Genomic DNA, 18533 nt, shown 5'->3' on the forward strand with positions numbered 1-18533 from the left:
TAGCAGCGTGCTCATCGAGCGCTCATAGCAATCTCGACCTGCTTCCGACTAGACGTCGCGGACATCCCCGTGCGCCGGGGAGCATACCGTTTGGCCATCCTGCTGCCGCTCGACGGTCACCGCAAACCGATCCCGGACCGGATCGGACCGGCGTCGAGGGGCCCCGCCAGGCGCAGTGCCCGGGGGAACGCCCGACGCCGCTCGGCGAGTTCGAGGCACGCCGGGTCGGGGTGCAGGTACGCGCCCCGTCCCGGCAGCCGCCCGCGGTGGTCGGGGACGAGGACGCCCTCGACCGCCACCAGGCGCAGCAGGTCGGATTTGGCCGCGCGAACCCGGCAGCCCACACAGGTGCGCTGCGGGACCGCCCGGCCGCGTGAACCGAGTCTACCGCGCCGATGCGTCGGCGGGACCTGTCGCATGGTCTCCCGATGTCGTTGATCCGGTTTCGCCAGGTCCGGACGCTTCCGTCCCCGTCGAACCGTCGTCCTCCCGCACCTCGGTGTCGGCGCGGATGTCGATCCGCCACCCGGTGAGCCGGGCGGCGAGCCGGGCGTTCTGCCCCTCCTTGCCGATGGCGAGGGAGAGCTGGTAGTCCGGCACGATCACCCGGGCGACCCGGGCGTCGGCGTCGACCACGCGCACCGCCGAGACCCGGGCGGGCGACAGGGCGTTGCCGACGAACTCGGCGGGATCGTCCGAGAAGTCCACGATATCGATCTTCTCGCCGTGCAGCTCCGCCATGACGTTGCGGACGCGGCTGCCGAGCGGGCCGATGCACGCGCCCTTGGCGTTCACCCCGGGCTTGCGCGACCGCACCGCGATCTTGGTGCGGTGGCCCGCCTCGCGGGCGATGGCCGCGATCTCCACGGTGCCGTCCGCGATCTCGGGGACCTCCAGCGCGAACAGCTTGCGCACCAGGTTGGGGTGGGTGCGCGAGAGCTGCACGGACGGGCCGCGGTGACCCTTGCGGACCTGCACGACGTACGCGCGCAGCCGCTCGCCGTGCTCGTAGCGCTCGCCCGGCACCTGCTCCTGCGGCTGCAGGATCGCCTCGATGCGGCCGAGGTCGACGAGCACGTTGCGGGGGTCCTTGCCCTGCTGGATCACGCCGGAGACGATGTCGCCCTCCCGGCCCGCGTACTCGCCGAACGTCAGCTCGTCCTCGGCGTCGCGGAGCCGCTGCAGGATGACCTGCTTGGCGGTGGTCGCCGCGATGCGCCCGAAACCGGTGGGCGTGTCGTCGTACTCCCGGACCGACTCGCCCTCCTCACCGACCTCCGTCGCCCAGACGGTCACATGGCCGGTGGTGCGGTCCAGCTCGACGCGGGCGCGCGGGGCCGCGCCCTCGGTCCGGTGGTAGGCGATCAGCAGGGCGTCTTCGATGGCCTTGACGGCCACGTCGAGCGAGATGTCCTTCTCGCTCTCCAGGCTGCGCAGGGCAGTCATGTCGATGTCCACGAGGCTCCCCCCTCTAGTCCGGCTCGGCCGGAGAGCGCGGTGCGGCGGCTCCGCCGCCGGCGCCGTCCGGCTGGTCGTCCGCCGGGTCGTCCGTGTCGGTGACCGCTTCGTCCGCGTCGTCCTGGGTCTCGTCCGCGCGGCGGAACTCGACCTGGACTTTGCCGGGCCCGAGCGCCGCGAACGGGAACGTCCGCCGGGCGGCCGGGCGGCCCTTGCCCCTGACCACGTCGAGGTCGACGCCGTCGTCGCCCGCGGCGACGACGCGCCCCTCGACCTGGCCGCCCTCGGTGAGCGGGGCGACGACCAGGCGGCCGACCGCGCGCCGCCAGTGCCGGGGCTCGGTGAGCGGGCGGTCGACGCCGGGCGAGGTGACCTCCAGGACGTAGGGCGAGGCGCCCATGACGTCGGAGCCGTCGAGCAGGTCGGACGCGATCCGGCTGAGGTCGGCGACGTCGTCGAGGGCGACGCCGCCGTCGGCGTCGACGACGATCCTGATCAGCCGGCGCCGCCCGGCCGGGCGGACGTCCACCTCTTCCAGATCGAAGCCCGCGGCCGTGACCGCGGGCTCCAGCAGACGGGTGATCGCGGCCGCCGCCGCGTCCCGGGACGGGCGTGGCCCGCCCGCGCGGCCCCGCTGAGCGCGGTCGCCGGATTCGGCGCCCAAGGGACCTCCTCGGAGAGTTTCGTGCCGCGCGGCCGGGGCCGCGATCGGGCCGACCGCGTGCCGGTCGGCCCGTCAAGGGTATCGACAGCCGACGACCCCGGCGGTCGTTCGGACGGCTCACCGGCGCGCCGGATATGGAATGCTTGGAGGAACCCGCCGGACGACGCGTCCCGGGCCACTCCCATCCGCCGCGCGACGAGGGGAAACGCGTGCCGCGAGCCAGTACGCCGCCCGCCCCCGGACCCGTCGTCCCGCGCCGCCGCACGGTGCTGCGGGCGGGCCTCGGCGCGGGTCTGGCGCTGCCGCTGGCCGCCGGGTGCGGACCGGCGGACGAGGCGCGTCCCGCGGCGGAGCGGGCGGAGGTCGCGGTGCTCGTCGGGGCCGTCGCGGCGGAGCAGGACATCATCGCGCTGTACGAGGCGGCGCGGGCGGCGCGCGTGCTCCCGGCGGCGCGGCTGGAGGCGATCCTCGGCCGGCACCGGGAGCATCTGGCGGCGCTGCGGCGGCTGTACGTGCCGGGTTCGGGGACGCGGGCGCGCGCCCTGCCGTCCGCGACGCCGCGCACGGCCCCGGCGCGGTCGCGGCTGCTCGCGGAGCTGCGCGCGGCGGAGGCCAAGGCCGCGCGGGACCGGCTCGCGGAGGTCGCGAAGGCCGATCCGGGGCTGGCGCAGGTGCTCGCGTCGATCGGGGCGTGCGAGGCCGGGCACGCGGCGGCGTTGGAGCTGGTTTGAGCGGGCGCGGCGCGGCGGAACTGGGCGCGGCGGTCGCGGCGGAGCACGCGGCCGTCTACGGCTACGGGGTGCTCGGCGCGCGGTTGTCGGGGGCCGCGCGGGAGACGGCGACGCTGGTCTGGAACGCGCACCGGGCGGCGCGGGACGCGCTGGCGGACCGGTTGACGGCGCTCGGCGCGCCCGTCCCGGCGGCGGCTCCGGTGTACCGGCTGCCGGTGCGGGCGACGGACGCGCGGTCGGCGGCGCGGCTCGCGGCGCTGTTGGAGGACGGGGTCGCCGCCGGGTACGCGGGGCTCGCGGGCGCGGCCGATCCGGCGCTGCGGACGCTCGCGGCGCGGGCGATGCAGGAGGCGGCGCGGCGCGCGGCGCACTGGCGGGCGCGGGCGGGCGAGTCCCCCGATCCGGTGTCGGCGTTCCCGGGGCTGCCGTCGTCGTCGCTCGGGCCGAAGCCGCAGCCGGGCGGAGAGCCCGAGGGCTGACGCGCCATCGGTGCGCTGACGCGGTTTCCACCGAATGTTGAATGCCTTTTTCGCAAGAATTGAGCACTCGCTGAATCGCTTTTCGGTATCGCGGCGCGCGCGAATACGTTGAACGCGAACGCGGAGGTCCACGGCCTGTTCCGCCTTTGGACGGGCGCGCGCCGCCCATTTCCGTCCCGCCGACCGGCCCGGTACGGCGGGGCGGAAACCTTCCCGGGGGTCCGCCGCGTTAACCTGCCAGGGAAGGGACTTCGGGGGAGGTACCACACATGGCGGTAGGAGAGGCGCGCGGTCTCGACGAGCTCCAGGCGGTGTACCGGGAGCAGATCGCCCGGCTGCGGTCGGAGCGGGACGAGGCGCGGCGGCAGGCGCTGGCGGCCAAGGCGGACGCGTCGGTCGCGCGGGCGGACCTGGCGCGCGTCGCGGCGAAGGTCGAGGAGCTGGTCCGCGTCGCGGAGGCGCCGGCCCCGCGCTGGCTGCGCACGGACGACGCCGGGGCGGGCGCGAAGGAGCGGTGAGCCCGGCCCCGCGCGGTCCCCGGGGGCCGCGCCGGGCCGGGGTCAGACCTCGCCGCGGACCGTCGCGATGAGCCGGTCGAGGACGCGGGCGTCGGCGGACAGGCCGTTGTGCGCGTACTCGCTGGTGATCCACGGGCGCAGGCCCCGGATCGCGCGGGCGGTCTCGACGGAGTCGTCGCGGTCCACGTACAGGTCGTCGTAGTAGATCGCGGCGGCGACGGGGACGGTGTTGGCCGCGAGCCGGTCGGCGTCGTAGAGCGCGGGCCAGGCGTCGCGGGCGGCGAGCAGGTCGGCGCAGTCGCGGAGTGGGCGCAGGGCCGGGTCCTCGTCGAACAGCCAGGGGTAGATCATCTCGCCGGTGAAGCGGAGCGGGCCGCCCGCGTCCGCGTCGAAGGCGGGGAACTCGGCGCGGACGCGCTCGGCGGCCCAGCGCGTCGCCGCGCCCTGCGCGTAGATCGGTTCGTGGAGCACGGCGTAGAGCGGCTGCGTCGCGTAGGACAGGGCCGCGTCCGCACGGCGCAGGAACGCGTCCGACAGCGCGCCGGACGGCAGGAACGCCTCTTCGAGCAGGTAGTGCAGCGCGTCGAAGCTCGCGGACGAGCCGAACAGCGCGCCGAGCGTCTGGAAGCGCCGCGCGGTGAGGCGGTCGCCGCCGGGCAGCCGCTCGTCGTGCGCGGCGAGGCGGTCGGCGACGCGGCGGGCGAGATCGGCGTCGGCGGGGTAGCGCGCGAAGTAGCGGTCGTTGGCGGCCAGGACGCGCGGGTATGCGGCGCGGTACACGTCGTCGGCGGTGGCGGTGAGGCTGGGCAGGCCGCCGGTGATGAACGCCTCGCGCAGTCCCTCGGGCGCGAGCGACAGGTACGTGACCGTGCAGAAGCCGCCGAAGCTCTGGCCGAGGACGCTCCACGGCCGGTCGCCGCTGAGGCGGGCGCGCAGCAGTTCGGCGTCGCGGACGATGGAGTCGGCGCGGAAGTGCGCCAGGTGAGCGGCGGCCTCGGCGGGGTCTTCGGGGAGCGTCTGCCGGGTCGCGGGCGTGCTGCGGCCGGTGCCGCGCTGGTCGAGCAGGACGACGCGGTAGTCGCGCAGCGCCCGGTCGAGCCAGGCGACGCCGTCGCCGGGGCGCGCGGCGCGGTGGCCGGGGCCGCCCTGGAGGAACAGCAGCCGGGGCAGGTCGTCGTGCTCGCGTCCGGGTGCGACGACCTCGCGGGCGTACACCTCGATCGTCGGTCCGGCGGGGTCGCCGTGGTCGAGCGGGACGTCGATGAAGTGGTCGGTGCAGACATAACCGGGCCTGCGGAACGTGACGGCCATGCTCCCACTATGTCCCGCCGCCGGGCCCGTCCGCGCCGCCGGGGTCACGACCGGCGGTCGGGGTGGTCCAGCGGGTCACCGTGGTCGGCGTCCGGTGCCGGGACGCGAGCGGGTCCGGCGCTCCGTCGTCACCGGGGCCTGGTCTGCGGGGCGATGGACCGTCATGATCGGGTGTGGGGCGGATCACCCGTGTCGGGCGCGGACGGGCCGCCTATGATCGGCCGGATAAATCCCCACTGATTCAGTAGGAGATTCGTTGCTCCGCTCCTTCGCGGCGGCGTGCGCCGCCGGGCTCGTGCTCCTGTCCGCCGCCTCCCCCGCCTCCCCCGCGTCCGCCGCGCCGCCGCCGGACGGGCCGGGGCGCGGGTTCGTGCCCGCCTACATCGGCGGCCCCGCGACGCCGAAGCCGCTGGCGGGCGACCCGGTCCCCGCGAACCCGCACCAGGGGCCGGTCGGGCTGTCCTCGATGCACGCCGACAGCTACGCGTCCGACACTTACCCGTTCCTCGGGCCGCTCGGCCGGAACCCGAAGGTCACGGCCGAGGCGAAGGCCGGCGGGCTGCTGCCGGGCCTGTGCTCGACGGTGACGTTCGCGAAGCGCACCGGTCTGATCGTCGCGCAATGCACGCGCGGGCAGAACTTCGAGCTGCGGCTGATGGACCCGGCGACGCTGAAGGATCTGGCGACGTTCCCGCTGCCGCCGCGCCCCTCGACCGTCCAGGCGGTGTTCGGCCTGGACCTGGACAAGGTTCTCACCGACACGTCCGGCGGCGCGTACTACTACCTGGACGACCAGGACCGCGCGGTGCTGGCGGACTCGGCGTTCCACGTCCGCCGGTTCGCGCACGAGAAGGGCGCGGACGGCGCGTGGAAGTTCCGCGTCACCGACGACTGGGACCTCTCCTCCTACGTCCCGCACGACTGCGCGACGTGGACGAACCCGTGGCCGAAGGGCGAGTGCGACCCGATCACCGCCGTCGGCCCCGACTGGACCGGGCTGATCTGGTGGATCACGCGGGGCGGGCGGATCGGGACGATCGACCCGGCGACGGGCCGCGTCCGGGCGACGCGGCTGCCGGGCGAGCAGATCCAGAACTCGTTCGCCGCGTCCGCCGAGGGCGTCTCGGTGGTCTCCGACCACGCCCTGTACCTGCTGCGCGCGGGCGCGGACGGCACGCCCGCGACGGCCTGGCGGCGCGCCTACGACCGGGGCACCGGCCGCAAGTCGGGGCAGATCGACCAGGGGTCGGGCACGACGCCGACGTTCTTCGGGAACGGGCTCGTCGCGATCACCGACAACGCCGACGACCGGATGCACGTGCTCGTCCTGCGCGCCCGCGACGGGGCGCGGGTGTGCTCGGTGCCGGTGTTCGGGAGCGGCGCGTCCGCGACGGACAACTCGCTCGTCGGGTACGGGCGCAGCCTGTTCGTGGAGAACAACCACGGCTACCGCAACTTCGTGGAGCTGCCGCCGGGCGGCTCGTCGACCGGCGGCGTCAGCCGGATTGACGCCGCCGCGCACGGCTGCACGACCGCCTGGACGAGTGCGGAGCGGTCGCCGTCCACCGTCGCGAAGGCGTCCGTCCCGGCCGGGCTGCTGTACCTCTACACCAAGGAACCGCGCAACGACCTGATCGACGCCTGGTACTTCACCGCCGTGGACGTCCACACCGGCCGGACGGTCTACAAGGTCCTCACCGGTACCGGCAAGTGGTACGACAACAACTGGGCGCCGATCACGATCGGACCGGACGGGACGGGCTACGTCGGAATCGTCGGCGGCATCGCCGCGATCCGCGACACCCCCTGATCAGGCGCGCTGCCGCCGAGCGCGCACCGCGCCCTTCGGCGGCAGCGACAGCCGCAGGATCTTCCCCCACGTGCTCGCGGCCTGCCGCGACAGCCGGCCTGTGCGGTACGGCAGGTCGTACCGGGCGCACAGGTCGCGGATGCGCGGCGCGATCTCCGCGTACCGGTTGCTGGGCACGTCCGGGAACACGTGGTGCTCGATCTGGTGCCCGAGGTTGCCGTTGAGGATCTGGAACAGCTTGCCGCCGGAGATGTTGGCCGAGCCGGTGATCTGCCGGACGTACCACTCACCGCGCGTCTCGCCCTCCAGGCGCTCCTCGGGGAACACCTCGACGTCGGACGGGAAGTGGCCGCAGAAGATGATCGTGTGCGCCCACACGTTGCGGATCGTGTTGGCGGCCAGCGCGCCCAGCATCGCGGGCAGGAAGCCCTTCCCGGCGAGCAGCGGGAACATCAGGTAGTCCTTGGCGGCCTGGCGGCCGATCTTGCGGCCGATCTCGCGGAGCTGGCGGTCGAACTCCTCCTGGGGCTTGCGGCCCTCCTGGACGGCCACCGGGTCCAGGTCGTACACCGCGATGCCGTACTCGTAGGTGAGCGCGAGCAGCACGTTGTAGAACGGCTGCGCCAGGAAGATCGGGTGCCACTCCTGCTCCGGCGTCACGCGCAGGATGCTGTAGCCCACGTCGCGGTCCTTGCCGAGCACGTTGGTGTACGTGTGGTGGACGACGTTGTGGGAGTGCTTCCACTGGGCGGACGGGCACGCGGCGTCCCACTCCCACGTCGTGGAGTGGATCTTGGGGTCGCGCATCCAGTCCCACTGGCCGTGCATGACGTTGTGGCCGATCTCCATGTTCTCGAGGATCTTGGCCAGCGCCAGCGTCGCCGTCCCGGCCAGCCAGAACGCGCGCTTGCGCCCGGCGAGCAGGAGGATGCGGCCGGATACGTCCAGGCCGCGCTGGACCGCGATCAGCCGCCGGATGTAGGCGGCGTCGCGGGCGCCCAGCGAACCGACGACCTCCACGCGCAGCGCGTCCAGCTCGGCGGCGATGCGCTCGTGGTCGGCGGGGGTGAGCCTGCCGCTCGTCGGCGTCGGCACGGGAGTCGGGGTGCTCGTCGGCATGGAATCAGGGCTCCGTTCGGGCGGTACGGCGTTCCACGCTACGCGCGGGCCGTTTCCCCGGTCTCGCGGTGAACCCAAGAGATGCGGGCGGGCTCTGTCAGCCCGATGACAACGAACGTCACGTCCGCCACGCGGCCGTCCTTATCGTGACGGTTTCTTAGCCTGGAAACGGGAATGACCTGAATCTGGCAAGGGTTCCCGTCTTCGGGCGAGCTTGCGAGGTGACCGGACGATGACCGAGGCGTCAACGGCACCCGACCCTCCCCTGACGGACGCCGAGCCGCCCGTTCCCGAGCCGCGGCGGACGTCCCGGCTCGGCCGCGTCCTGCACTGGGCGATGGCCCTCGGACTGCTCGCGGCGGTGCCGTTCGTCTACGCGGAACTGCCCGAACCCGGCGCGCTGTGGGACTCGGTGTCCGGCGCGCGGCCCGAGTGGCTGCTCGTCGTCGCGGCCGGAGCGGTCGCGTCGATGGCCATGTTCGCGCGGCTCCAGCGGCGGCTGCTGCGCATCGGCGGGCTGCGGATGTCGCGGCGGCGCGCGGCGGCGATCACGTTCGCGGGCAACGCGCTGTCCACGACGCTGCCCGCCGGGCCGGCCGTCAGCGTCGTCTACACGTTCCGGCAGTTCCGGCGCGGGGGCGCGTCCGCGCGGCTGGCGACGGCCGTGATCATCCTCGGCGGGGTCGTGACGACCACCGCGTACACCGTCGTCGGGCTCGTCGCGCTGCTCGCCGACCCGCACGCCCGGACGTTCGCGCTGGCGGGGCTGACCGTCCCGGCCGCGCTGGCGTTGGCGGCGGGCGCGGCGCTCGCGCGGCCCGGGCCCCGCGTGCGGCTGGCTCGGCTCGCGCGCCGGGCGGCGCTCGCGGTCGCCGGGCACCCCAGGATCAAGCCGTGGGCGATCCGGTTGCGCGACGGGTTCGCGCTGCTGCGGCCGACGCGCCGCGACTGGGGCGCGCTGCTGGTGCTGGCCGTCCTGAACTGGGTCTTCGACATCCTCGCGCTGTACGCGGCGGCACAGGCGGTCGGCGTCGGCGTCTCGCCGGTCTCGACGGCGCTCGTGTACTTCGCGGCGCAGGCGGCGGGCAGCGCGCTGCCGATCCTGCCCGGCGGGCTCGGCGCGATCGAGAGCAGCATGGCGGCGTCGCTGGTCGCGCTCGGCGCGGCGTTCGCGCCGGCCGCGGCGGCGGTCGCGGTGTACCGGCTCGCGTCCTACTGGGCGATCGTCGCGGCGGGCTGGCTGGCGTGGCTGGTGCTGAACGAGGGCGCGCGGGTGCCCGCGCGGGCGCGGGCCGCCCTCGGCTGGGCGGGGCGCGCGACCCTGGCGGCGACCGCGCCGTTCGGGGCGCTGTATCCGGGCGCGCCGCTGCCGACGTCCGCCGAAGCCCGGCAGCCCTGACGTTCCCCCCGCGGCGGCCCCGGGCGGGGTTGTCCGGTGCTGGTCTCGCTGTTACGCTCCCAAGCGAGCGCTTGGTTAATTGTCGCAGCGGAGCACCACGGAGGCGCGATGACGTCCCTACGGATCAGCCTGGGGTACGAACTGGAGGTGCGCGGCCGGTCCCGCGAGGTCGAACGGCGGGCGTTCGCGAACGTGATGGACCAGGTCGAGCGGGCGGACCGGCTCGGCTACGACACCGCCTGGTTCGTCGAGCACCACTTCACGCGCGGGTTCTCGCACTCGTCGGCGCCCGACCTCGTCCTCGCCGGGCTGTCGCAGCGGACCGAGCGCATCCGGCTGGGGCTCGGCGTCGTGCTGCTGCCGTTCCAGTCGCCGATCCGGACGGCCGAGCGCGTCGCGACGCTCGACGTGATCAGCGGGGGCCGCGTCGAGTTCGGCACCGGGCGGGGCGCGTCACCGCTGGAGTACCAGGCGTTCCAGCGGCCCTTCGAGCAGTCGCGGCGGCTGTGGGAGGAGTCGCTGGAGGCCGTCCTGGCGATCTGGAACGCGGACGGCCGCCCGGTCACGCGCTCCGCGGACCACTTCGAGATCCCCGACGTGTCCGTGTACCCGCGCCCGGTGCAGGAACCGCACCCGCCCGTCTGGGTCGCGTCGACCTCGCTGGACGGGTACCTCGCCGCCGCCGACCAGGGCCACCACCTGCTCGGCATGACGATGCTCAAGGGCCTGGACGAGGTCGCCGCCGACATCGCCGCCTACAAGGAACGCCTCGCCGAGCGCGGGTTCGACCCCGCGACGCGGCGGATCGCGCTGATGATCCCCTGGCACGTCGCGCCGACCCGGGACGAGGCCGTCGAGACCGCCGCCGACGCGGTGCTCTGGTACCTGCGCCGCCAGATCAACCTCGTCGCGCCGCCCGGGTACACCGACGCGCGGCACGCCACGCACCGCGTCCTCGGCCAGCAGGCCGTCGCGATGCCGCCCGAGGAGGCGATGGCCGTGCTGCGCGACGAGACGATGGTCGTCATCGACGACGTCGCCGGATCACGCAAGGCCGTCGAGCGCATCGAGGCCGCCGGGGCCACCGACCTGATCCTCCAGGTGCAGGTCGGCGGGCTCGCCCACGACCGGGTGTGCGCCGCGATGGAGCTGTTCATGCGGGAGGTGGCGCGGTGAGCGGCTGGCTCACCCGCGCGGGCTTCCCCGCCGGGCACCGGGCGGCCGGGCTGCTGCGCGTCTCCCCCGAGGGCGGGCTGGTCGCGCCCCTCGCCGCCGCCGACCTCGCCGCCGCGCGCGAGCTGACGGCCGAGACGCTGCGCGCCGCCGGGATCGGCGCGCGGGACCGCGTCGTGGTCGCGCTCGGCGACGACGGCGAGCCCGCCGGGACGCCGCTGGCGCTGGCCGCTTCCGACATCGCCGAGGCCGCCGCGACGGTCGGACCGCGCGGACGGCTGCGCCTGCACACGGCGTTGGAGGCGGTCGGGGCCACGACGCTGATCGCGACGCCGACCGGCGCGATGGACTTCCTCGCGCGGCTGCACCTGGAGTTCCTGCTCGACCCCCTCGACCTGGAGCTGGAGAACCTGCTGATCGTCGGGGAGATCCCGACGCCGGGCACGGCGGCGCAGCTCGCCGCCGAGTTCGACGCGCGGGTGCGCGAGCTGTACGCGGACCCGTTCTTCGGCGTCCCGATCGCCTGGCGCGACCCGTCCGACCCGACGCTGACCCCCGTCCGCGACGGCCTCCTAGCCCTCGCGCACCCGGACAAGGACGCGCTCCTGGACCCGCCCTTCCCTAACGGCACGGCTGAACTGGTCCTCACGCCGACCTGGCACTCGACCCACGCCGCCTCGACCCTCCGCACGGGCCACGCCACCCGCCTCACCGCCGACCCCCAGAACGGCACCGCGGGGGGCGACCCGAGCGGTGCCACCGGCGGCGCTGCGGGCGACGCCCGGGCCGGTGACGCGGGCGGCGACACGGGCGATCATCCAGGCCGTGCCACGGGCAGCACGCTGAACGGGACCACGGGCGGCACCGCAGGCGGCCCCGCAAGCGCCACCGCGGGCGGCGCTGCGGGCGGTGCCACAGGCGGCGCTGCGGGCGGTGCTGCGGGCGGTGCTGCGGGTCGGGGTGGGGGTGGGGTGCCCGTGCCGCGGCACACCGTCGGGGAGCACGTGCTGATCCGGGGGCGGTGGGTCTCGCTGCCCGCGATCGAGGCCGCGCTGGCGCGGATCGACGGCGTGACCCGGTGGGACCTGCGGATCTCCCGCGACGGGACGCTCGACGCGGCGGCGCTGCACGTGTCCTTCAACCGGGACACGCTCGTGCGCAACCCGATGTGGAAGGGGCGTATCGCGCAGGCCCTCTACGCGCTCACGCCCGTCGCGATCGACGTGGTCGTGGCGGACGAGGTCGTCGAGGAACGCGCCCCCGGCACGGTCACCGACGCACGCGGCCACCACCTCGGCCGCGACCGCGCGGCCCTCGCCTGACCCAACGAACCCGACAAGCCCGACGATCCCCGCACCGCGAGCCACCCCCGCGACCCGGACACCGCACGGACGCGGCACGGACGCGGCACGGACGCGGCACGGACGCGGCACGGACGCGGCACGGACGCGGCACGGACGCGGCACGAGCGCCGCACGGACACCGCACGAGCGCCGCACGGACGCGGCACGGCACCCGCAGGGCGTGGTGGTGCGCGCGAGGAGGCGAGATGGAGATGCGACCCGTCCCCGGCTGGGGGACGATCCCGCGGATGCTCCGGGACCGGGCCGACCGGTACGGCGACGCCGTCGTCGTCGCGGCGGACGGCGTCCGGCTGACCCTGGCCGGGCTGCGCGCGCGAGCGCGGGACGTCGCGCGGGCGCTGCTCGCGGCCGGGGCCGTGCCCGGCGACCGCGTCGCGCTGTGGGCCCCGAACACGCCGGACTGGGTGGTCGCCGCGTTCGGCGTCTGGGACGCCGGGGCGATCGTCACGCCGGTCTCGACCCGGTTCCGCGGCCTGGAGGCGGCCGCGCAGCTCCGCGCGACGGGCGCGCGGATACTGCTCGTCGCCGAAGGCTTCATGGACACCTCCTACCTGTCCATGCTCGCCGCCGCCACCGGCGGCCCGGACTTCCCCGAACTCCCCGACCTGCGACACGTCGTCCTCCTGAACAACGCAACCCGACCCGGCAGCGCAACCCGACCCAACAGCGCGATCGGCACCGGCGGTGCGGACGGCACTGGCGGTGCGGGTCGCGTGGTCGGGGTGATCGGTTGGGACTCCTTTCTCGCGGACGGCGCGCGTGTGGGGGTGGACGAGGCCGAGCGGCGGGCGCTGGCGGTCGGGTCGGACGACCTCGCGGAGATCATGGCGACGTCGGGGACCACCGGCGATCCCAAGGGCGTGATGCTCCACCACGAGCAACTGCTGCGCGGTTACTGGGACTGGGCGGAGGTCGTCACGCTCGGGCCGGGTGACCGCTATCCCGTGATCGCGCCGTTCTCGCACGGGTTCGGGCTCAACGCCGGGCTGCTGGCGTGCGTGCTGCGGCGGGCCACGATGACGCCGGTCGCGGTGTTCCGGCCGGACGCGCTGCTCGACCTGATCGAGCGGCACCGGGTGAGCGTGCTCGCGGGCGCGCCGCCGATGTTCTTCCGCGTCCTGGAGGAGATCGGGGACCGGGACCTGGCGTCGCTGCGGGTGGCGATCTGCGGCGCAGCCGCCGTGCCGCCGGAGCTGATCCGGCGGCTGGTGGACCGGGTCGGCCTGGAGCGGATGATCAACGCGTACGGGCTGATGGAGGGCACGGTCGTGTCGATGACGCGCGCCGGAGACCCGGTGGAGGTCGTCGCCGCGACGACGGGCCGCGCCATGCCCGGCGTGACGCTGCGCGTCACCGGCGACGACGGCCGCGACCTGCCGCCCGGAACGCCCGGCGAGATCCTGGTCGGCGGCTACGGCGTGATGCGCGGCTACTGGCGCGACCCGGAGCGCACCGCCGAGGCCGTGGACGCCGACGGCTGGCTGCACACAGGCGACATCGGCACGCTGGACGAGCACGGCAACCTCGCGATCGTCGACCGCAAGAAGGAGATGTTCATCTCCTCGGGCTTCAACGCCTACCCCGCCGAGATCGAGAGCCTGCTGCTGCGCTGCGGGCTCGTCGGCGAGGTCGCCGTGATCGGACGGCCGGACGACCGCGCCGGTGAGGTCGCCTGGGCGTTCGTCGTCCCGCCGCCGGGCACGGAGCTGGACGCGGCCGGGATCACCGCGTGGGCGCGCGAGAACATGGCCAACTACAAGGTGCCGCGCCGGGTGGTCGGGCTGACCGCGCTGCCGCTGAACGCCAACGGCAAGGTGGACCGCCAGGCGCTGCGCCGCCGAGCCGAGCAGGCGTAGCCCGTCAGCGGCGGGGCCGCCACCGCACGAGCGTGGTGGCGGGCTCGCCGGGGACGTCGGTGAACACCGCCTCCACGGGCAGCCCCTCGCGCAGCTCCGCCGCGTCGAAGTCCACGAGGTCGCCGTAGAAGAGCAGGTCGTCGTCGTGCTCGGCGCCCTCGTCCAGCCGGACCAGGACCACCGTGTACGGAACCTCGTCGGCGAGGCCCGGCAGGAACGCGCGGTGGTTGACGACCCAGCTGTAGACGCGGCCGGTGCCGCGCGACCGCCGCCACGTCCACGCGAGCGACCGGCAGCGGTTGCACACCGCGCGCGCCGGAAAACGCGGCCGACCGCAGTCACCGCATTCCTGGACCAGGAGCTCATGTTCGCGCACCGCCTTCCACCAGGGCGCGGAGTCGCGGTCCTCCCCGGGGCGGGGCCGTCCGTCGAGACTCACGCGTCCCTCCTCAGGATGAGCGCCGACGTGCCCGCGAGCACAAATCCCGGCTGGGCTGTGGACAACGCGACCTCCGCGCCGCTGACCTGGCGGTTCCCGGCCGTCCCGCGCAGTTGCGCGACGGCCTCCGCGATGTGGTTGACGCCGTGGACGTAGCCCTCGGACAGGAATCCGCCGTGGGTGTTGACGGGCAGCGCGCCGCCCGGGGCGGTCGCGCCGGACTCGACGAACGGCCCGCCCTCCCCCTTCGCGCAGAACCCGTAGTCCTCCAACTGCACGACGACCGAGTAGGTGAAGCAGTCGTACAGTTCGGCGACGTCGATGTCGGCCGGGCCGACGCCCGCCGACGCGTACAGCCGGGGCGCCATCCGCGCGGCCTCGGTGACGGTGAGGTCCGTCCGGCCGCCCGCGCCCGAGCCCGCGCCGGAGAAGTAGGAGTCGCCGCCGCCCCACGCCGCGCCGGAGATCAGGACCGGTGCGGCGCGCAGGTCCCGGGCGCGTTCGCGCGAGGTGACGACGACCGCGCACGCGCCGTCCGTCTCCAGGCAGCAGTCCAGGAGCCGCAGCGGTTCGGCGATCCAGCGGGACGCCAGGTAGTCGTCCAGCGTGATCGGGTCGCGTTTCAGCGCGCGCGGGTTCTTCGCGGCGTTGGCGCGCTGGGTGACGGCGACGCGGCCGAACTGCTCGTGCGTCGTCCCGTAGGCGTTCATGTGGGCGCGCGCCGCCATCGCGAACTGCTGCGGCGGCGCGAAGTGGCCGTAGGGCGCCTGGTACTGGGCGTCGAAGACGGGCGCGGGCGCGCGCCCGGTGCCGCCCATCCGGAACTCCGACCGCGCGTTGATCGCCCGGTAGCAGACGACGGTCCGCGCGGCGCCGGACGCGACGGCCATCGCGGCCTGCGCGACGACGCCGTGCGAGACGCTGCCGCCGCCGAACTGGTCGAGGTACCAGGTCACCTCGGGGACGCCGAGCGCGGGCGCGACGACCCACGGCGGCGTGGAGTCCCCGACGCGGTGGGTGGCCAGGCCGTCGACGTCCTCGACGGTGAGGCCGGCGTCGTCCAGCGCGGCCAGGACCGCCTGGACTGCGAGGGTCAGCGTGGAGACGCCCGAGTCCTTGCTGAACGGCGTGTAGCCGACGCCGACGACGGCGGTCCGGTCGCGGAAGCCGGTCACGGGCCCTCCCTAGGCAAGCAAGCGCTTGGCCGAAGATAACCGGAGCGGGTCGCGGCCGTCAACGCACTCCGTCCCCGGACCGAGCCGCGACCGGGACCTTGGACCGAGATGCGCCCGTCCGGGAAGGGAACCCGGCCGTTCACCGGTTGACGTGTGCAAGCTTCAATACGAGAAAGAGCCGGACGTTCCCCCCGGCTTGACACCCCGTTCGGGGCCGCCCTATCGTCCAAGCAAGCGCTTGGCTAAGAAAAGAGGACAGATCATGGCCGACGGCGCGACCGCAGCGACAGCCGCGACGGCGCCCGCCCCCGATCACGGCGCGACCTCCCGATCGGTGTCCGAGCGAACGGCCCACAGAACGGGACCCCCCATGCACTCGCCGAACGGCAACGCCCCGACCCCCCTCTCCCCCGTCGCGTCCGGCGCGACCGCCGACCAGGCGCGGTTCCGGTCCGTCCTCGGCCGGTTCGCGACCGGCGTCGTCGCCGTCGCCGGGATCGACCCGGTCGGCGGGCTGCCGACCGGCCTCGCCGCGAACTCGTTCACGTCGGTGTCGCTGGACCCGCCGCTCGTCGCGTTCTGCGTCGCGCACACCAGCAGCACGTGGCCGGTCCTGCGCCGGGCGGAGACGGTGTGCGTCAACATCCTCGGCCAGCGGCAGGAGCACGTCTGCCGCCAGCTCGCCGCCAAGGGCGCGGCGAAGTTCGCGGGGCTCACCTGGTCGAGCGCGCCCTCGGGCGGCCCGGTCATCGACGGCGCGCTGGCCTGGATCGAGTGCGCCGTCGAGCAGGAGCACGTCGCGGGCGACCACGTCATCGTCGTCGCGCGCGTCCTGGACCTCGACGTCCACCACGACGACGAGCCGCTGGTCTTCTACCGCGGCGGCTACGGCGGCTTCGACGGCTGACCCGCGCGGTCAGGGGACGGGCGTCCCCTCCGGCTCGCGCAGCCGCGCCAGCACCTGCAGCGGGTCCGCGAGCACCTCGGCGAACGCGAACTCCGCCGCGCCGGTGAGCGTCGCGTCGTCGCCCAGCTCGGCGGTGCGCAGCCGCACCCGGTCGCGCGGCGCGGCCAGCGCGCCCGTCGCGACCATGCTGCGGACCTGGGCCGCCGAGCCCAGGTAGACGTCCCGCAGCGTCCCCCCGAAGATCACCATCCCGGGGTTGAACACGTTGACGAGGTTGGCGACCGCGAAGCCCAGCCACGTCCCGACCCGGTGCAGCGCCTCGCGCGCCGCGACGTCGCCCCGGTCGGCGGCGTCCACCACGGCGCGGACCGCGTCCCGCCCGGACTGGCCCGAGGACTGGTCGCGGCCCGCGTAGTCCAGCAGCGTCCGCTCCCCCACCTCGCTGTCGAGGCAGCCCCGCGACCCGCACGCGCACGCCCGCCCGCCCGGGTTGACGATCATGTGCCCGATCTCCCCCGCGAAGCCCTCCTCGCCGCCGAGCAGCCGCCCGCCGACGATGATCCCGCCGCCGATGCCGACGTCCCCGTGCAGGTAGACCAGGTTCTCGCAGCCGACGCCCGCGCCCCGCTCGTGCTCGGCGAGCGCGCCGAGGTCGGCGTCGTTCCCGACCGTCACCGGGACGCCGAGGCCGAGCCGCCGCGCGAGCAGGTCGCCGAGGACGACGTCGGTCATCTTGATGTTCGGCCCGAACACCACCCGTCCGTCCGCGCGCCGGACGATGCCGGGGAACGCCACGCCCGCGCCGACGCACACCGCGTCGCGGCCCGCCTTGCGCACCAGCGTCCGCGCCGCGCCCGCCAGCGCGGTGACCAGCTCGTTCGGGTCGACGGCGCCGCGCGGGAGGTCGGCGCTGCGCCGGTCCAGGACCGTTCCGCCGAGGCCGACGCGCGCGACGGCGAGCCGGTCCACGCCGACGTCGAACGCGAGCACGTACACCCGGGTGCTCTCCGGCCGCACCACCAGCGACGGCCGACCCGCGCGGCGGCCGGGGCGGCGCGGCAGCTCCTCGCGGACGAGCCCGGCGGCGGTGAGGTCGGCGGTCAGCGCCATGATCGTGCTGCGGTTCAGCCCGAGCGACTCCGCGAGCGTCGCCCGCGACGCGGGACCGCGCAGATGGACGAACCGCAGCAGCGTGCCGAGGTTGTGCCGGCGGATCTCCTCCGGCGACGGCCCCGCCTTCATGCGGGCAGCCCGAGGTCCCCGGTGCGCCCCGAGGTGATGAGCTCGACGACCTGCCGGTGCGTGACGTCGGCCGTGCGGACCTGCGCGGCGGTGCGGCCGAGGTACAGCGCGACGATCCGGTCCGAGACGGCGAACACGTCGTTCATGTTGTGCGAGATCAGGACGACCGCCAGGCCCTTGTCGGCCAGCCGCCGCACCAGCTCCAGCACCTGCTGGGTCTGCGCGACGCCGAGCGCGGCGGCGGGCTCGTCCAGCACGACGACGCGGCTGTCCCACAGGACGGCGCGGGCGATGGCGACGGTCTGCCGCTGCCCGCCCGACAGCTCCGACACGCGGCGGCGCACCGACCCGACGGAGCGGACCGACAGGCCCGTCAGCGTCCGCCGCGCCGCCTCCTCCATCGCCGCCTCGTCCAGCGCGATGCCGTTGCTGCGCTCGCGGCCGAGGAACATGTTCTCGACGATGTCGAGGTTCTCGCAGAGCGCGAGGTCCTGGTGGACGACCTCGATGCCGAGCCCGGCGGCGTCGCGCGGGGTGCGCGGCCGGACCGGGCGGCCCTCGAACAGGTACTCGCCCGAGTCGAAGGTGTGGACGCCGCCGATGCCCTTGACCAGCGTGGTCTTGCCCGCGCCGTTGTCGCCGACGAGCGCGGTGACCTCGCCGGGATAGGCGGTGAGGTCGACGCCGTGCAGCACCTGGACGGGGCCGAAGCTCTTGTCGACGCCGCGCAGGTCCAGGACGGGCCGGGCGGACGCGCCGACGGACCTGCCGAAGGATGTGCCGAGGGACATTGCGAGGGGCTCCCACCGTGCCGCGGCGCCCGGCGCCGCGCGCTCCTGCCCGGTGAGCCTAGCAGCAGGGCGCTCGGCGGGCGGCCCGGCGGCGCGC

Annotated in this window: 18 protein-coding genes; 9 read left to right on the forward strand and 9 right to left on the reverse strand. The window is 74.9% G+C overall.

Translation table 11 applies throughout. From position 1 onward, the window contains the following. Positions 1-116: 116 nt before the first annotated feature. Genes G339_RS0126190 through rimP form a run of 3 tightly spaced genes read right to left on the reverse strand, consistent with a single transcriptional unit; the run spans position 117 to position 2041 of the window. Complete coding sequence (locus G339_RS0126190) at positions 117-344, reverse strand: YlxR family protein (RefSeq protein ID WP_019634035.1); 228 nt, start codon at positions 342-344, stop codon at positions 117-119. 40 nt (positions 345-384) lie between these two features. Further along, positions 385-1446: a transcription termination factor NusA gene (gene nusA / locus G339_RS0126195; RefSeq protein WP_033324397.1), complete on the reverse strand. Its 1062-nt coding sequence runs from the start codon at positions 1444-1446 to the stop codon at positions 385-387. A gap of 25 nt (positions 1447-1471) precedes the next feature. Next, positions 1472-2041 (reverse strand): ribosome maturation factor RimP, encoded by a 570-nt coding sequence (gene rimP / locus G339_RS35335; protein ID WP_051107969.1) that lies wholly within the window; start codon positions 2039-2041, stop codon positions 1472-1474. A 290-nt stretch (positions 2042-2331) separates the two neighbouring features. Between rimP and G339_RS0126205 the strand changes: the two genes are divergently transcribed. The 3 genes from G339_RS0126205 (at position 2332) to G339_RS0126215 (ending at position 3850) form a co-directional block, all read left to right on the forward strand. Continuing rightward, positions 2332-2853, forward strand: coding sequence for a hypothetical protein (locus G339_RS0126205; protein ID WP_157408010.1), 522 nt, complete (start codon positions 2332-2334; stop codon positions 2851-2853). Beyond that, positions 2850-3332 (forward strand): DUF4439 domain-containing protein, encoded by a 483-nt coding sequence (locus tag G339_RS0126210; RefSeq protein ID WP_019634039.1) that lies wholly within the window; start codon positions 2850-2852, stop codon positions 3330-3332. The genes G339_RS0126205 and G339_RS0126210 overlap by 4 nt, the downstream gene beginning before the upstream one ends. 269 nt (positions 3333-3601) lie before the next feature. Then, complete coding sequence (locus G339_RS0126215; RefSeq protein ID WP_019634040.1) at positions 3602-3850, forward strand: hypothetical protein; 249 nt, start codon at positions 3602-3604, stop codon at positions 3848-3850. Between the two features lie 42 nt (positions 3851-3892). On the opposite strand, the gene G339_RS0126220 is transcribed toward G339_RS0126215, so the two are convergent. Next, entirely contained in the window at positions 3893-5161 is a 1269-nt protein-coding gene (locus G339_RS0126220) for an alpha/beta fold hydrolase (protein WP_019634041.1), read from the reverse strand. A gap of 256 nt (positions 5162-5417) precedes the next feature. On the opposite strand from G339_RS0126220, the gene G339_RS0126225 reads away from it, so the two are divergent. Next, positions 5418-6971 (forward strand): hypothetical protein, encoded by a 1554-nt coding sequence (locus G339_RS0126225; RefSeq protein ID WP_019634042.1) that lies wholly within the window; start codon positions 5418-5420, stop codon positions 6969-6971. On the opposite strand, the gene G339_RS0126230 is transcribed toward G339_RS0126225, so the two are convergent. Continuing rightward, positions 6972-8090 carry a fatty acid desaturase family protein gene (locus tag G339_RS0126230; RefSeq protein WP_051107966.1) on the reverse strand — a complete coding sequence of 373 codons (1119 nt, stop codon included), beginning with the start codon at positions 8088-8090 and terminating at the stop codon, positions 6972-6974. A 232-nt stretch (positions 8091-8322) separates the two neighbouring features. Here G339_RS0126230 and G339_RS0126240 point away from each other — a divergent pair, with 232 nt between their 5' ends. From G339_RS0126240 to G339_RS0126255, 4 genes are all read left to right on the forward strand, one after another. Then, positions 8323-9489 carry a lysylphosphatidylglycerol synthase transmembrane domain-containing protein gene (locus tag G339_RS0126240; protein ID WP_019634044.1) on the forward strand — a complete coding sequence of 389 codons (1167 nt, stop codon included), beginning with the start codon at positions 8323-8325 and terminating at the stop codon, positions 9487-9489. A 108-nt stretch (positions 9490-9597) separates the two neighbouring features. After that, positions 9598-10665, forward strand: a complete 1068-nt coding sequence (locus tag G339_RS0126245; RefSeq protein ID WP_019634045.1) for an LLM class flavin-dependent oxidoreductase — start codon at positions 9598-9600, stop codon at positions 10663-10665. Further along, complete coding sequence (locus G339_RS40050; RefSeq protein ID WP_205625637.1) at positions 10662-11984, forward strand: hypothetical protein; 1323 nt, start codon at positions 10662-10664, stop codon at positions 11982-11984. The genes G339_RS0126245 and G339_RS40050 overlap by 4 nt, the downstream gene beginning before the upstream one ends. Before the next feature lie 227 nt (positions 11985-12211). Then, a complete protein-coding gene (locus tag G339_RS0126255; protein WP_019634046.1) occupies positions 12212-13882 on the forward strand; it encodes an AMP-binding protein in 1671 nt (556 codons plus the stop codon). Positions 13883-13886: 4 nt separating this feature from the next. Here G339_RS0126255 and G339_RS0126260 read toward each other — a convergent pair whose 3' ends face one another. Beyond that, positions 13887-14321, reverse strand: a complete 435-nt coding sequence (locus G339_RS0126260; protein WP_019634047.1) for a Zn-ribbon domain-containing OB-fold protein — start codon at positions 14319-14321, stop codon at positions 13887-13889. Further along, positions 14318-15496, reverse strand: a complete 1179-nt coding sequence (locus tag G339_RS0126265; protein WP_019634048.1) for a thiolase C-terminal domain-containing protein — start codon at positions 15494-15496, stop codon at positions 14318-14320. Before G339_RS0126265 ends, G339_RS0126260 begins: the two co-directional genes overlap by 4 nt. Before the next feature lie 370 nt (positions 15497-15866). On the opposite strand from G339_RS0126265, the gene G339_RS0126270 reads away from it, so the two are divergent. Continuing rightward, positions 15867-16403, forward strand: a complete 537-nt coding sequence (locus G339_RS0126270; RefSeq protein WP_019634049.1) for a flavin reductase family protein — start codon at positions 15867-15869, stop codon at positions 16401-16403. Between the two features lie 9 nt (positions 16404-16412). On the opposite strand, the gene G339_RS0126275 is transcribed toward G339_RS0126270, so the two are convergent. Beyond that, the gene (locus tag G339_RS0126275) at positions 16413-17645 is read right to left on the reverse strand and encodes an ROK family transcriptional regulator (protein ID WP_019634050.1); all 1233 of its coding nucleotides are present in this window, start codon (positions 17643-17645) and stop codon (positions 16413-16415) included. Then, positions 17642-18436, reverse strand: coding sequence for an ATP-binding cassette domain-containing protein (locus G339_RS0126280; protein WP_019634051.1), 795 nt, complete (start codon positions 18434-18436; stop codon positions 17642-17644). The genes G339_RS0126275 and G339_RS0126280 overlap by 4 nt, the downstream gene beginning before the upstream one ends. Between the last annotated feature and the right edge of the window lie 97 nt (positions 18437-18533).

It is taken from the genome of Actinomadura atramentaria DSM 43919 (assembly GCF_000381885.1).
Lineage (GTDB): Bacteria > Actinomycetota > Actinomycetes > Streptosporangiales > Streptosporangiaceae > Spirillospora > Spirillospora atramentaria.

Coding starts and splice junctions, on each gene's coding strand:
- G339_RS0126270 (WP_019634049.1), top strand. CDS start 15,867: ATGCACTCGCCGAACGGCAACGCCCCGACCCCCCTCTCCCCCGTCGCG.
- G339_RS0126255 (WP_019634046.1), top strand. CDS start 12,212: ATGGAGATGCGACCCGTCCCCGGCTGGGGGACGATCCCGCGGATGCTC.
- G339_RS0126240 (WP_019634044.1), top strand. CDS start 8,323: ATGACCGAGGCGTCAACGGCACCCGACCCTCCCCTGACGGACGCCGAG.
- nusA (WP_033324397.1), bottom strand. CDS start 1,446: ATGACTGCCCTGCGCAGCCTGGAGAGCGAGAAGGACATCTCGCTCGAC.
- G339_RS0126215 (WP_019634040.1), top strand. CDS start 3,602: ATGGCGGTAGGAGAGGCGCGCGGTCTCGACGAGCTCCAGGCGGTGTAC.
- G339_RS0126280 (WP_019634051.1), bottom strand. CDS start 18,436: ATGTCCCTCGGCACATCCTTCGGCAGGTCCGTCGGCGCGTCCGCCCGG.
- G339_RS0126220 (WP_019634041.1), bottom strand. CDS start 5,161: ATGGCCGTCACGTTCCGCAGGCCCGGTTATGTCTGCACCGACCACTTC.
- G339_RS0126275 (WP_019634050.1), bottom strand. CDS start 17,645: ATGAAGGCGGGGCCGTCGCCGGAGGAGATCCGCCGGCACAACCTCGGC.
- G339_RS0126230 (WP_051107966.1), bottom strand. CDS start 8,090: ATGCCGACGAGCACCCCGACTCCCGTGCCGACGCCGACGAGCGGCAGG.
- G339_RS0126245 (WP_019634045.1), top strand. CDS start 9,598: ATGACGTCCCTACGGATCAGCCTGGGGTACGAACTGGAGGTGCGCGGC.